Below are 13232 nucleotides of genomic sequence, written 5' to 3'. Positions count from 1 at the left end.
AGACGGCATGTTGCCCTATCGATGACGCCGGCCGTCTGAATCCCTATTTTCAGGAAAACCCATGATCCGTTTCGAACAAGTTTCCAAAACCTATCCCGGCGGTTTCGAAGCCCTGAAAAATGTCAGTTTCCAGATTAACAAAGGTGAGATGATTTTTATCGCCGGCCATTCGGGTTCGGGCAAATCCACCATTTTGAAGCTGATTTCAGGCATTACCAAGCCTACCAAAGGCAAGGTTTGGTTCAACAATCAAGACCTCGGCACCTTGAGCGACAATCAGATCGGCTTTATGCGCCAACATATCGGCATTGTCTTCCAAGACCACAAAATTCTCTACGACCGCAATGTCTTGCAAAACGTTATCCTGCCTTTGCGGATTAGTGGCTACCAGCCGCGCAAAGCGGAAGAGCGCGCGCGTATTGCGATTGAGAAAGTCGGCTTGAAAGGCCGCGAAAACGATATGCCCATCACTTTGTCCGGCGGAGAACAACAGCGTTTGTGCATCGCGCGTGCAGTGGTTCACCAACCCAGCCTGCTGATTGCCGACGAGCCGTCCGCCAGCCTCGACCGCGCCTATGCGCTGGATATTATGGAATTGTTCAAAACCTTCCACGAAGCAGGCACGACCGTGATTGTTGCGGCGCACGATGAAACGCTGATGGCAGATTACGGCCACCGCGTCTTGCGCCTGCAGAAAGGACGCCTCGCATGAGTATGATTCACTATATCTCGTTACACGTCGAATCGGCACGCGCCGCGCTCAAAGAGCTTTTGCGCCAACCCATCGGCACGCTGCTGACCCTGCTCATGCTTGCCGTTGCCATGACCTTGCCGCTGTTTATGTATTTGGGCATCCAAAGCGGGCAAAGCGTATTGGGCAAACTCAACGAGTCGCCGCAGATTACGGTTTATATGGACACCGATGCGGCAAGTTCTGATGCCGATACGGTGAAAAACCTGCTCCAACGCGACAGCCGTATCGATAAAGTCCGCTTTATCAGCAAGCAGGAAGGTTTGGAAGAATTGCAGACCAATCTCGACCAAAACCTCGTTTCCATGCTCGATGGCAACCCGTTGCCCGATGTCTTTATCGTTACGCCCGACCCTGCCACTTCTCCGGATCAGATGCAGGCCATCTATAAAGACATTACCAAACTGCCGCGCGTCGAATCGGCAACCATGGATACCGAATGGGTACAAACCCTTTATCGTATTAATGAATTTATCCGCAAGATTTTATGGTTCCTCTCGCTGACTTTGGGCATGGCCTTTGTCTTGGTGGCACACAACACCATCCGCCTGCAAATCCTCAGCCGCAAAGAAGAGTTGGAAATCACCAAGCTGTTGGGGGCGCCCGCTTCCTTCATCCGCCGTCCTTTCCTTTATCAGGCAATGTGGCAGAGTATTTTCTCCGCCGCCGTCAGCTTGGGCTTGTCGGCTTGGCTTTTGGCCGAAGTACAGCCGCTGGTGGACGCAATTTTCAAACCCTACGGCCTGAACATCGGCTGGCGTTTCTTCACATTTAGCGAAGTGTCGCTGGTATTCGGCTTCGTCATCGCGCTGGGCGTATTCGGCGCATGGCTGGCCACCACGCAACACCTCTTAGGCTTCAAAGCCAAAAAATAAGCCTTGGCAAACAGGCCGTCTGAACCATTCAGACGGCCTGAAATCTTATCCTTTCGCAACTTAAACAAACCTTGTGAAAATTTAATACTGCCAAATCTAACAGCAAGGGCATAATCCCTTATAATTGATGGTTTATTATTCATCTCATTTCATTTGTGCGGCATAAGCCGTGCAGACAAATAACGAAAGACATCCTGTGGACAAACTCAAAATCTCTGCCAATGGCCCCCTCAACGGCGAAATCATCGTATCCGGCGCAAAAAACGCCGCCCTGCCGCTGATGTGTGCCGGTCTACTGACTTCCGGCACTTTACGCTTGAAAAACGTACCCATGCTCGCCGACGTCAAAACCACCCAAAAACTGCTGCAAGGCATGGGCGCACGCGTTTTGACCGACAACATCTCCGAATTTGAAATCAACGGCGGCACCGTCAACAACACCTGCGCACCTTACGAGCTGGTAAAAACCATGCGCGCATCCATTTTGGTTTTGGGCCCGACCCTCGCCCGCTTCGGCGAAGCCCAAGTCAGCCTGCCCGGCGGTTGTGCCATCGGTTCGCGCCCGGTTGACCAACACCTCAAAGGCCTCGAAACCATGGGTGCGGAAATCACCATCGAACACGGTTACGTCAAAGCCAAAGGCCGTCTGAAAGGCACGCGCGTCACCATGGATGTCGTAACCGTCGGCGGTACCGAAAACCTGCTGATGGCGGCCACGCTTGCCGAAGGCACCACCATCCTCGAAAACTGCGCCATAGAGCCCGAAGTCGTCGATTTGGCCGAATGCCTCGTTAAAATGGGCGCAAAAATCAGCGGCATCGGTACAGCAACCATGACCATCGAAGGCGTAAAAGAGCTGCACGGCTGCGAACACAGCGTCGTTCCCGACCGTATCGAAGCCGGTACCTTCCTCTGCGCCGTCGCCATGACTGGCGGCAAAGTCGTCCTGCGCAATGCCGCCCCTAAAACCATGGAAGTCGTATTGGACAAACTGACCGAAGCCGGCGCCATCATCGAAGCAGGCGACAACTGGATTTCCATCGACATGCAACAACGCCCCAAAGCCGTGGACATCCGTACCGTCGTCCACCCTGGCTTCCCAACCGACATGCAGGCGCAGTTTATGGCCATGAACGCCATTGCCGAAGGCAGCAGCCGCGTGGTGGAAACCATTTTTGAAAACCGCTTCATGCACGTTCCCGAACTCAACCGCATGGGCGCAGACATCACCACCGAAGGCAACACCGCCTACATCAAAGGCGTAGAGAAACTCTCCGGCGCCGTCGTGATGGCAACCGACCTGCGCGCCTCCGCCAGCCTCGTCATGGCCGGTTTGGTCGCAGATGGCGAAACCATCGTCGAACGCATCTACCACCTTGACCGCGGCTATGAATACATCGAGAAAAAACTCGGCGGCGTAGGCGCAAAAATCGAACGCGTACGCGGTTAATTCCATACGCAGCCGATAAATAAAAGGCCGTCTGAAACACCGGCAATCGGGTTTCAGACGGCCTTTGCGTATTGTTTTGCGGTATAATTCCCAACATCTTTATCCATTGTTTTTAAAAGCACAAACCATGACACGCAAAATCCTTGTCACTTCCGCGCTGCCGTATGCCAACGGCAGCATTCACCTCGGCCACATGGTCGAACACATCCAAACCGACGTTTGGGTACGCTTCCAAAAACTGCGCGGCCACAAATGCTACTACTGCTGCGCCGACGATACCCATGGCACGCCCGTGATGCTTGCCGCTCAAAAACAAGGCATCGCGCCTGAAGACATGATTGCCAAAGTGCGCGAAGAGCACCTCGCCGACTTTACCGGTTTCGGCATCGGCTACGACAATTATTACAGCACCCATTCCCCTGAAAACAAACAGTTTTCCCAAGACATTTACCGCGCATTGAAAGCTAACGGCAAAATCGAAAGTCGCGTCATCGAGCAGCTTTTCGACCCCGAAAAACAAATGTTCCTGCCCGACCGCTTCGTCAAAGGCGAATGCCCCAAATGCCACGCCCAAGACCAATACGGCGACAACTGCGAAGTCTGCGGCACGACCTATTCCCCGACCGAACTGATTAATCCGTATTCCGCCGTTTCCGGTGCCAAACCCGAATTGCGCGAATCCGAACACTTCTTCTTCAAACTCGGCGAATGCGCCGACTTCCTCAAAGCATGGACTTCCGGCAACAACCCGCACGACGGCAAGCCCCATCTGCAACCCGAAGCCCTCAACAAAATGAAAGAATGGCTGGGCGAAGGCGAAGAAACCACCCTGTCCGACTGGGACATTTCCCGCGACGCGCCGTATTTCGGTTTCGAAATCCCCGACGCGCCGGGCAAATACTTCTACGTTTGGCTGGACGCGCCCGTCGGCTACATGGCCTCGTTTAAAAACCTGTGCGACCGCATCGGCGTCGATTTCGACGAATACTTCAAAGCCGACAGCCAAACCGAGATGTACCACTTCATCGGCAAAGACATCCTCTATTTCCACGCCCTGTTCTGGCCCGCCATGCTGCATTTCTCCGGCCACCGCGCCCCGACCGGCGTGTACGCACACGGCTTCCTGACCGTGGACGGGCAAAAAATGTCCAAATCGCGCGGCACCTTCATCACCGCCAAATCCTATCTGGAACAAGGCCTGAACCCCGAGTGGATGCGCTACTACATTGCCGCTAAACTCAACAGCAAAATCGAAGACATCGATTTGAACCTGCAAGACTTTATCAGCCGCGTCAACAGCGACCTCGTCGGCAAATACGTCAACATCGCCGCCCGCGCATCAGGTTTCATCGCCAAACGCTTTGAAGGCCGTCTGAAAGACGTTTCAGGCAGCGCATTGCTGGCAAAACTCGCTGCCGAAAGCGAGACCATCGCCGAGCAATACGAGAACCGCGAATACGCCCGCGCCCTGCGCGACATCATGGCATTGGCGGACATTGTCAACGAATACGTTGATGCCAACAAACCTTGGGAACTGGCGAAACAAGAAGGCCAAGACGCACGCCTGCATGAAGTGTGCAGCGAGCTCATCAACGCCTTTACCATGTTGACCGCCTACCTCGCCCCCGTATTGCCGAAAGTGGCCGAAAATGCCGCCAAATTCCTGAATTTGGAAACCATCACTTGGGCAAATACACGCGAAACCTTGGGCGAACACGCCATCAACAAGTACGAACATTTAATGCAACGAGTGGAGCAAAAACAAGTGGACGATTTAATCGAAGCCAACAAACAAAGCATCGCCGCCGCAGCCGCGCCTGCCGCCGAAGAGAGCAAATACGAAAAAGTCGCCGAACAAGCGAGCTTTGACGACTTTATGAAAATCGACATGCGCGTCGCCAAAGTATTGAACTGCGAAGCCGTTGAAGGCAGCACCAAACTTTTGAAATTCGACCTCGATTTCGGTTTTGAAAAACGCATCATCTTCTCCGGCATCGCCGCATCTTATCCCAACCCTGCCGAATTGAACGGCCGCATGGTCATTGCCGTCGCCAACTTCGCCCCGCGCAAAATGGCAAAATTCGGCGTATCCGAAGGCATGATCCTCTCCGCCGCCACGGCAGAGGGCAAACTGAAGCTCCTCGACGTTGACGCAGGCGCGCAACCCGGGATAAAGTGGGCTAAGGCTTAGCCAAACCATAAGGAGAAACCATGTTAAACCTTTCCGCTCCAGTACTTAAAGAAATTGAGTTGCTTCATGCCGCAGGCTTATCGGTTGGCGCTATTGTGACAGTATTGCGTCTGAAGTTTCCGGTAGAGCTCCATGATCGGGAGGACAAACAAATTGAAGAAGCCGTTCTTCTCATGATCAATCCGCCACGAAAAGCACCGTCACTTTCCCGCTAAGGTAGCAGTGCCGGTTGAAAGGTAAATTTGGTTATTCTTTAAAAAAAGGCCGTCTGAAACTTTCAGATGGCCTTTTTATTTATCCAAACGCTTATTTCCACTCAAACTTTATCTCAACAATTCATCGGTAACACGTTGCAGAAATTCGATGCGCTCGGGTTTGGCTTCGCCTGATTCGACAGCGGCTTTGACGGCGCAGCCGGGTTCGGCGCGGTGGGTGCAGTTGTGGAAACGGCATTGGCCGATAAGGTGGCGCAGGTCGGGAAGTATTGCAATAAATCGGCGGCTTGGAGATGGTGCAGGCCGAATTCTTGCAGGCCGGGGGAATCGATGAGTCGGGTTTCTGCGTTTAAATCGTACAGTTGGGCGTGGGTGGTGGTGTGTTTGCCGGAGTCGAGCGCGGTGGAAATGTCACCGGTTCGGGCGGCTTGGTTGCCGAGTAGGGCGTTGGTCAGGGTGGACTTGCCCATGCCGCTTTGTCCGAGCAGGATGTTGGTTTGCCCTTCTAAAATGGGACGCAGGATGTCGGCGTTTTCCAATGCGTTGGTTTCGACCACGGGTAGCCAAGGGTTTCGTAGAATTTGAGTTTCTCGCGCCATTGGGCGGTTTCGGGGAGGTCGGCTTTGTTGAGGACGATGACGGCGTTAATGCCGGCCGCTTCGGCTGCGAGGAGGGCGCGTTGCAACAGGGCTTCACTGGGTGAGGGGCTGGCGGCGGTTACGATAAGCAGTTGGGTAACATTGGCGGCAATCAGTTTGGTTTTCCACGCGTCTTGGCGGTAGAGCAGGCTTTCGCGCGGGAGGTAGTCTTCGATCACGACTTGTTCACCGTTGATGGGGCTGATGCGGACTTGGTCGCCGCAGGCGAAATCGACGCGTTTTTTGCGGGTGGTGGCGTCATATGTTTGGCCGTCGGGGTGCGGACGATATAACGGCGGCCATAGCTGGTAATGATTTGGGCGGTATCGGTCATGATGGGATTTATTGTTTGGAATGGTGTGATTGTACCGAAAGTCGGCTATGGCCGTCTGAAAACTTGTTTGCACCTTTTAACTTTCTTTGGCTTGGTTTTTTGGTGTTTCTGCCCTATATTTGCAATGTATTTGTTTTCAGGAGATTTTTTATGGATTTCAGTCAGTTACTCAATCAGGTTTTGGGTGCGGCTCAAAAAGGCGGCAAAGCGGTGGCGGACAGCCCGCTTAATTCTTTCGGCGGCGGCGCGTTGACGGGTGCTTTGGCATCGATGCTGTTGAAAAAGAAAAACGCGAAGAAGCTGGTCAAGGCCGGCTCAGTCGCCGCTTTGGGTTTTCTGGCTTATAAAGGCTATCAAAACTGGAAACAAAACCGCCAACAGGACGAATTGCCGCAAAGTGCGTTCCAACCTGCCGGCCTGATTGGTGAAAACCACAGCCGTGTAATTTTGCAAACAATGATTGCGGCGGCGGCTTCAGACGGCCTGATTGACGATGCGGAACGCGCGGCCATTGAGCGTGAAAGCGGCAGCGATGCGGAAACGGCGGCATGGTTGCAGGCGGAATATGCGCAACCGGCCTCCATCGAGCAAATTGCCGCTTCTGTCGGCAGCGACGAGGCTTTAGCAGCCGAAACTTATCTGGCGGCCCGATTGGTCTGCGCGGACTTGTCGCGCAAGGAAATCGTGTTCCTGAGCCGTTTGTCCCAAGCTTTGAATTTGGACGACCAACTGGTCGAAAGTTTGGAAAAACAGCTCGAATTGGCTTAAGCTAGATTTAAAAGGCCGTCTGAATCCTAATTTCAGACGGCCTTTCGACTTAATTTCAGAGTAAAATAACCCCTTCGACATATTAAAGGCTGTCTGAACATGAATAAACTTTTTTCCACATTCAAAACGTTTTTAGCCGCTTCGTCCGTCTTGGTATTGGCTGCCTGTCCGAGCGGCAACGCGCCGCAATCCAAACCTTCTACGCAGGGTCAAAATACGGTTTCTCATACTGCACCCAAACCGAAAGCCACGGTTGCGCTGGCTTTGGGCGGCGGCGCATCCAAAGGTTTTGCCCATATCGGCATTATTAAGGTTTTGAAAGAAAACAATATCCCGATCAAAATCGTTACCGGTACATCCGCCGGCTCGATTGTCGGCAGTATGTACGCTTCGGGAATGTCGCCCGACCGCCTCGAATTGGAAGCGGAAATTTTGGGTAAAACCGATTTAGTGGATTTGACCTTGTCCACCAGCGGCTTCATCAAAGGCGAAAAACTGCAAAACTACATCAACCGCAAAGTTGGCAACCGCCCGATGCAGCAGTTCCCCATCAAATTTGCCGCTGTTGCGACCGATTTTGAAAGTGGCAAACCGGTGGTGTTCAACGTAGGCAATGCCGGACAAGCAGTCCGCGCTTCTGCTTCGATTCCGAACGTGTTTCAACCTGTCGTTATCGGCAGCCGCAAATATGTAGACGGCGGCCTGTCGCAACCCGTACCGGTCAGCGCGGCGAAAAAATTGGGCGCAAACTTCATCATTGCCGTCGATATTTCCGCCCGTCCGGCCAAAAACGTCAGCCAAGGCATGTTCTCCTATCTTGACCAAACCTTCAACGTAATGAGCCAAACTGCGTTGCGCCAAGAATTGGGACAAGCCAATGTGGTCATCAAACCGCAGGTTTTGGAGCTGGGTTCGGTTGGCGGTTTCGACCAAAAACAACGCGCCATCCAATTGGGCGAACAGGCCGCACGCGCCGCCCTGCCTGAAATCAAACGCAAACTGGCGGCATATCAGTATTAATCATCCGCCGTTTGAACAGGCCGTCTGAAAGTATGTTTTTCAGACGGCCTTTCTTGTGCAAATCTGCTAAAATCACGCGTTTCCTACAAATTATAAAATCCTAAAAAAATGAATATCTTTTACGAAGAGTCCGGCCAATTCAAAGTTGCCTCCATCGTCCAAAAAAACGACGCCACCTACCAAGTCGATACCCAACACGGCAAGCGCACCAAAGTGAAGGCAAACAATGTCTTTGCCGAGTTTGACGGCGATATGGCGGCATTTTTGGAGAACGCGCAGGCGCAGGCGGCGGACATCGACACCGATTTATTGTGGGAAGTATGCGGCGAAGAGGAATTTACCGCCGAAGCCATCGCCGAAGAATATTACGGCCATGCGCCGACCAAAACCGAGCTGGCGGCGACTTTGATTGCGCTGTACGCCGCGCCGATGTATTTCTACAAAAAAGCCAAAGGCGTGTTCAAAGCCGCGCCCGAAGAAACTTTAAAACAAGCGCTTGCCGCCATCGAACGCAAAAAACAGCAAGACGCGCAAATCGACGCTTGGGCAGAAGCCTTGAAACGCGGCGAGATGCCGTCTGAAATCGCGGCGGATTTGAAAACCATCTTACACGCACCCGACAAGCAGTCGCTGACCTACAAAGCCTTTACCAAAGCTGCCGACGAGCTGAAAATCTCCGCCTACGAACTGGCGAAAAAAACGGGCGGCATTACGTCGATTCCCCAATACCTGCAAGACGGGTTTGAAATCAAATACTTCCCAAAAGGAACAGGCTTCCCCGACCTTCCGCTTCCTGAAATGCCCGACTTGCCCAAGGCTGATGTTACCGCCTTTTCCATTGACGACGAATCAACCACCGAAGTGGACGACGCTTTAAGCCTGACCGACTTGGGCAATGGCATGAAACGCGTCGGCATCCACATCGCCGCGCCGTCGCTTGCCATTAAACAAGGCGACAAAATGGAAAAAAACATCATGGAACGCTTGAGCACGGTTTATTTCCCCGGCGGCAAAATCACCATGTTGCCCGAAAACTGGATTGCCGCGTTCAGCCTTGATGTAGGCGCGTACCGTCCTGCCGTCAGCATTTATTTCGATGTGGACGGCGAATTCAACGTCGGCGAGCCGACCTGCAAAATCGAAGCGGTCAACATTGCCGAAAACCTGCGCATTCAAACCATCGAGCCGCATTTCAATACCGAAACCGGCTTGGACGAAGCAGGCGAAATGATGTTTGCCCACCATCAAGACCTGATTTGGTTCTATCAATTTGCTATCGCCTTACAAAAAGCACGCGGCAAATACGAACCCGACCGTGCGCCGCAATACGATTACAGCATCGAATTGGATGAGGAAGGCAACGTATCCGTCGTCCGTCGCGAACGCGGTTCGCCCATCGATACGCTGGTCAGCGAGATGATGATTCTTGCTAACAGCACTTGGGCGCAAATGCTGGATGAAAACGAGCTGCCCGGCCTTTTCCGCGTCCAACCGGCAGGCAAAGTGCGCATAAGCACCAAATCCGAGCCGCACATCGGCATGGGCGTGCAGCATTACGGCTGGTTTACCTCGCCGCTGCGCCGCGCCGCCGACTACATCAACCAAAAGCAGCTGATCAGCCTGATCGACAATTCTGCCGAGCCGCTGTATCAAAACAGCGATGCCGAGCTTTTCGCCGCGCTGCGCGACTTTGATGCCGCCTATACAGCCTACGCCGACTTCCAACGTCAGATGGAAGCCTACTGGAGCCTCGTCTATCTGCAACAGCAAGGCACCAGCGAGCTGACGGCCACCATCCTCAAAGAAGACCTCGTCCGCATTGAAGGCCTGCCGCTGGTAACGCGCGCGACCGGTATTCCGTTTGACGCGCTGCCCAAATCGCAGGCATTGTTCAAAATCACTGAATTGGATGCCGAGAAGCAGTTTATCGCGCTCAACTATCAAAAAGCCGTTTTACCGGGCTGATAACGTTATTTCGTTTGAAAAAAAGGCCGTCTGAACGAAGAAACAGAAATCTTTGATTTCGTTTTCATCCCTGTTCAGACGGCCTTCATCATCTAAAAATGCTACAATTCCCCTTTTCTGCCCATCATTTCAAACCATGAAAAAAAACGCCCCAAAATCCTTTGAAGAAGCCTTATCCCGCCTCGAAACCCTGACCCAGGCCATGCAAAGCAGCGAAATGCCGCTGGAAGACGCTTTGGCCGCCTATCAGGAAGGCAACGAATTGGTCAGATACTGCCAAACCAAATTGGCGGAAGTCGAGCAGAAACTGCAAGTCTTAGATGCCGGCGAACTGAAGGAGTTGAACCTTGAACCCGGCGAATGAACTCAAAACATGGCAGCAAAAAGCCCAAGCGCAAACCGAATTGCTGCTGGCGAATTTCTTGCCGTCTGAAAGCCAAGTGCCGCACACGCTGCACGAAGCCATGCGTTACGTTACCCTCGGCGGCGGCAAACGGCTGCGCCCGCTCTTGGTGCTTGCCGCATCCGAATTGGGCGAAGCAAACCAAAATGCTGTCGAGCAGGCGATGGCGGCCATCGAAATGGTACACGTCTATTCGCTGGTTCACGACGATATGCCGGCGATGGACAACGACAGCCTGCGCCGCGGCAAACCGACCTGCCATGTGCAATACGATGAAGCAACCGCCCTTTTGGTCGGCGATGCGCTGCAAACCCAAGCCTTTGATGTACTGAGCCGTCCGACAGGCCTGCCTGCCGAACGCCAGCTTGCCATGTTGTCCACGCTGGCCCAGGCATCCGGCAGCCTCGGCATGGCGGGCGGACAAGCCATCGACCTTGCCAATGTCGGCAAAGCCATGAATCAGGCCGAATTGGAACAGATGCACAGCCTCAAAACCGGCGCACTCATCCGCGCGGCCGTGGCCTTAGGCGCACTTTCCTGCCCAGACTTAACACCGGCGCAAATCCAAACCTTAGATCACTACGCCGCCAAATTAGGCTTGGCTTTCCAAGTGATCGACGATGTATTGGACTGCGAAGCCGATACCGCTACCTTGGGCAAAACCGCCGGCAAAGACTCGGACAACGACAAACCGACCTACGTCAAACTGATGGGCCTACACGCCGCGCGCACTTACGCAGAAACGCTGATTGCAGAAGCCGTTGCCCTGATCGAGCCATTCGGCGACAAAGCCCTGCGCCTGCGCCAACTGGCTGAGTTTGTTACCGCACGGAAAAACTAAACCTGCAAATCAATAAAGGCCATCTGAAACCTGATTTTGGGTTTCAGACGGCCTTTTTAACAGCTTGTTTGGCTGGTATCAACCGAATGCAGAGTCATTCAAAATACAACTCAAAAATCCCCCGCAAATTGCGTTGACAAACCTCAACCTGTCTGTTTAATCCAATAGGGCATCTACAAACGCTTTGGCATTAAACGGACGCAAATCGTCGATACCTTCACCTACGCCGATGTAGCGGACAGGAACAGGGCGGTCGGAGGCAAGGGCGGCAAGGATACCACCTTTGGCCGTACCGTCTAGCTTGGTCACGATAAGGCCGGTCAGACCCAGCGCTTCGTCAAAGGCTTTCACTTGGTTGACGGCGTTTTGACCGATGTTGGCATCAAGCACGACGATGATTTCATGTGGCGCATCAGGCATGGCTTTTTGCAGCACGCGTTTCACTTTTTTGATTTCTTCCATCAAATGAAGCTGCGTCGGCAGGCGGCCGGCAGTATCGGCCAGCACGATGTCGATCCCGCGCGCCTTCGCAGCTTGGACGGCATCGAAGCAAACGGCAGCGGAATCACCCGTAGTTTGCGAAATCACGGTTACATTGTTGCGCTCGCCCCAAGCTTGAAGCTGCTCACGCGCGGCGGCACGGAAAGTATCGCCTGCCGCCAGCAGCACAGATTTGCCCTGCGCTTGGAAGTATTTGGCCAATTTGCCGATAGATGTGGTTTTGCCTGCGCCGTTGATACCGGCAAGCATAATCACGAAAGGCTCCTTGGTTTCCGGTAAGACCAAAGGCTTCTCCAGAGGCTTAATCAAATCGTACAGCGCATCTTTCAGCGCACCGCGCAATTCGTTGCCGTCTTTGAGGCCTTTAAGGCTGACACGGTCGCGCACGTCTTTCATCAAGTATTCGGTAGCTTCCATGCCCATATCGCTGGTAATCAGCACGGTTTCCAGCTCTTCGTACAAATCCTCGTCGATTTGTCCGCCACCGAACACGCCGGCCAACGATTTTGCCATTTTGTCGCGTGATTTGGTCAAGCCTTGTTTCAAACGCGCGGCCCAACTGAGCTTGTGTTCTTCTACCGGAGCAGGGGCTTCAGCCGGTGTTTCCGCAACGGCTTCTTGAACTTGCTCGACAGCTTCGCTAACTGCCTCAACAGCTTCTTCTTTGACTGCTTCGGCTTGTTCTGCTGCCTCCTCAGCAGCCTCGGCCACTTCAGACGGCATTTCGGCAACAGTTTCCTTTACCTGCTCAACAGCCTCACTGACGGTTTCAACGGCCGATTCTTTTGCCGCTTCAGCCTGTTCCGCAACTTCTTCAGCAGCCTCAGCCGCTTCAGACGGCATCTCGGCAACGCTTTCTCGAACCTGTTCAACAGCCTCGCTGACGGTTTCAACGGCCGCTTCTTTTGCCGCTTCAACGTGTTCTTCTACTTTTTCGACTGTTTCAGACGGCGTTTCGGTCAAAGCTTCTCGAACCTGCTCGACGGTTTCACTGACAGTTTCTACAGCCGACTCGACAACTGATTCAACATGTCCTTTGACGCTTTCTGCTAAAGATTCGGCATCTTCTTTAATATTTTCAACTACTTGAGCAACTTCAGATTCTACTTTTGCTGCGGTTTCCTGAACTTGAGCCTCCTCAGGAGCCGGAGTTTCCTGTTTTTTCTTGCGACGGAAGAAGCTGAACATTAAATTTTCCTTTTAATTTTAGAAACTTGAAATAGGGAGTATTGTAGCGTATTTTACGTGGCAAGGTCGTCTGAAAATCAAGGTTGTAAGGT

Annotated in this window: 11 protein-coding genes and 1 pseudogene; 10 read left to right on the top strand and 2 right to left on the bottom strand. The window is 53.1% G+C overall.

Annotated elements, in window-relative coordinates:
* Positions 1 to 61: 61 nt before the first annotated feature.
* The 5 genes from ftsE (at position 62) to KCG54_RS11650 (ending at position 5482) form a co-directional block, all read left to right on the top strand.
* Positions 62 to 712 (top strand): cell division ATP-binding protein FtsE, encoded by a 651-nt coding sequence (gene ftsE, locus KCG54_RS11670; protein ID WP_003681151.1) that lies wholly within the window; start codon positions 62 to 64, stop codon positions 710 to 712.
* Positions 709 to 1626 carry a permease-like cell division protein FtsX gene (ftsX, locus tag KCG54_RS11665; RefSeq protein WP_049323027.1) on the top strand — a complete coding sequence of 306 codons (918 nt, stop codon included), beginning with the start codon at positions 709 to 711 and terminating at the stop codon, positions 1624 to 1626. Before ftsE ends, ftsX begins: the two co-directional genes overlap by 4 nt.
* A gap of 196 nt (positions 1627 to 1822) precedes the next feature.
* Positions 1823 to 3076, top strand: coding sequence for a UDP-N-acetylglucosamine 1-carboxyvinyltransferase (murA, locus tag KCG54_RS11660; RefSeq protein ID WP_049333045.1), 1254 nt, complete (start codon positions 1823 to 1825; stop codon positions 3074 to 3076).
* 127 nt (positions 3077 to 3203) lie between these two features.
* Positions 3204 to 5267 carry a methionine--tRNA ligase gene (gene metG, locus KCG54_RS11655; RefSeq protein WP_254324256.1) on the top strand — a complete coding sequence of 688 codons (2064 nt, stop codon included), beginning with the start codon at positions 3204 to 3206 and terminating at the stop codon, positions 5265 to 5267.
* A gap of 20 nt (positions 5268 to 5287) precedes the next feature.
* Positions 5288 to 5482 carry a virulence regulator gene (locus KCG54_RS11650; RefSeq protein WP_070606506.1) on the top strand — a complete coding sequence of 65 codons (195 nt, stop codon included), beginning with the start codon at positions 5288 to 5290 and terminating at the stop codon, positions 5480 to 5482.
* Between the two features lie 113 nt (positions 5483 to 5595).
* On the opposite strand, the pseudogene rsgA reads toward KCG54_RS11650, so the two are convergent.
* Positions 5596 to 6299, bottom strand: a pseudogene (gene rsgA / locus KCG54_RS11645) (ribosome small subunit-dependent GTPase A).
* A 305-nt stretch (positions 6300 to 6604) separates the two neighbouring features.
* Here rsgA and KCG54_RS11640 point away from each other — a divergent pair.
* The 5 genes from KCG54_RS11640 to KCG54_RS11620 all read left to right on the top strand — a co-directional run bounded on the left by KCG54_RS11640 (position 6605) and on the right by KCG54_RS11620 (position 11451).
* Positions 6605 to 7222, top strand: coding sequence for a tellurite resistance TerB family protein (locus tag KCG54_RS11640; RefSeq protein ID WP_107868135.1), 618 nt, complete (start codon positions 6605 to 6607; stop codon positions 7220 to 7222).
* 99 nt (positions 7223 to 7321) lie between these two features.
* On the top strand, positions 7322 to 8242 hold the full coding sequence (locus KCG54_RS11635) for a patatin-like phospholipase family protein (protein ID WP_254324255.1): 921 nt from the start codon (positions 7322 to 7324) through the stop codon (positions 8240 to 8242).
* 108 nt (positions 8243 to 8350) lie between these two features.
* Complete coding sequence (locus tag KCG54_RS11630) at positions 8351 to 10207, top strand: ribonuclease catalytic domain-containing protein (protein WP_254324254.1); 1857 nt, start codon at positions 8351 to 8353, stop codon at positions 10205 to 10207.
* 136 nt (positions 10208 to 10343) lie between these two features.
* Positions 10344 to 10571 carry an exodeoxyribonuclease VII small subunit gene (locus KCG54_RS11625; protein WP_049352491.1) on the top strand — a complete coding sequence of 76 codons (228 nt, stop codon included), beginning with the start codon at positions 10344 to 10346 and terminating at the stop codon, positions 10569 to 10571.
* On the top strand, positions 10555 to 11451 hold the full coding sequence (locus tag KCG54_RS11620) for a polyprenyl synthetase family protein (protein WP_254324253.1): 897 nt from the start codon (positions 10555 to 10557) through the stop codon (positions 11449 to 11451). The genes KCG54_RS11625 and KCG54_RS11620 overlap by 17 nt, the downstream gene beginning before the upstream one ends.
* A 156-nt stretch (positions 11452 to 11607) precedes the next feature.
* Here the strand turns inward: KCG54_RS11620 and ftsY are convergent, their stop codons facing one another.
* Positions 11608 to 13140, bottom strand: a complete 1533-nt coding sequence (gene ftsY / locus KCG54_RS11615) for a signal recognition particle-docking protein FtsY (protein WP_254324252.1) — start codon at positions 13138 to 13140, stop codon at positions 11608 to 11610.
* Positions 13141 to 13232: the final 92 nt, after the last annotated feature.

This window comes from Neisseria subflava, from assembly GCF_024205705.1.
Lineage (GTDB): Bacteria > Pseudomonadota > Gammaproteobacteria > Burkholderiales > Neisseriaceae > Neisseria > Neisseria subflava_D.
This window is presented reverse-complemented; position numbering and strand designations above follow the sequence as displayed.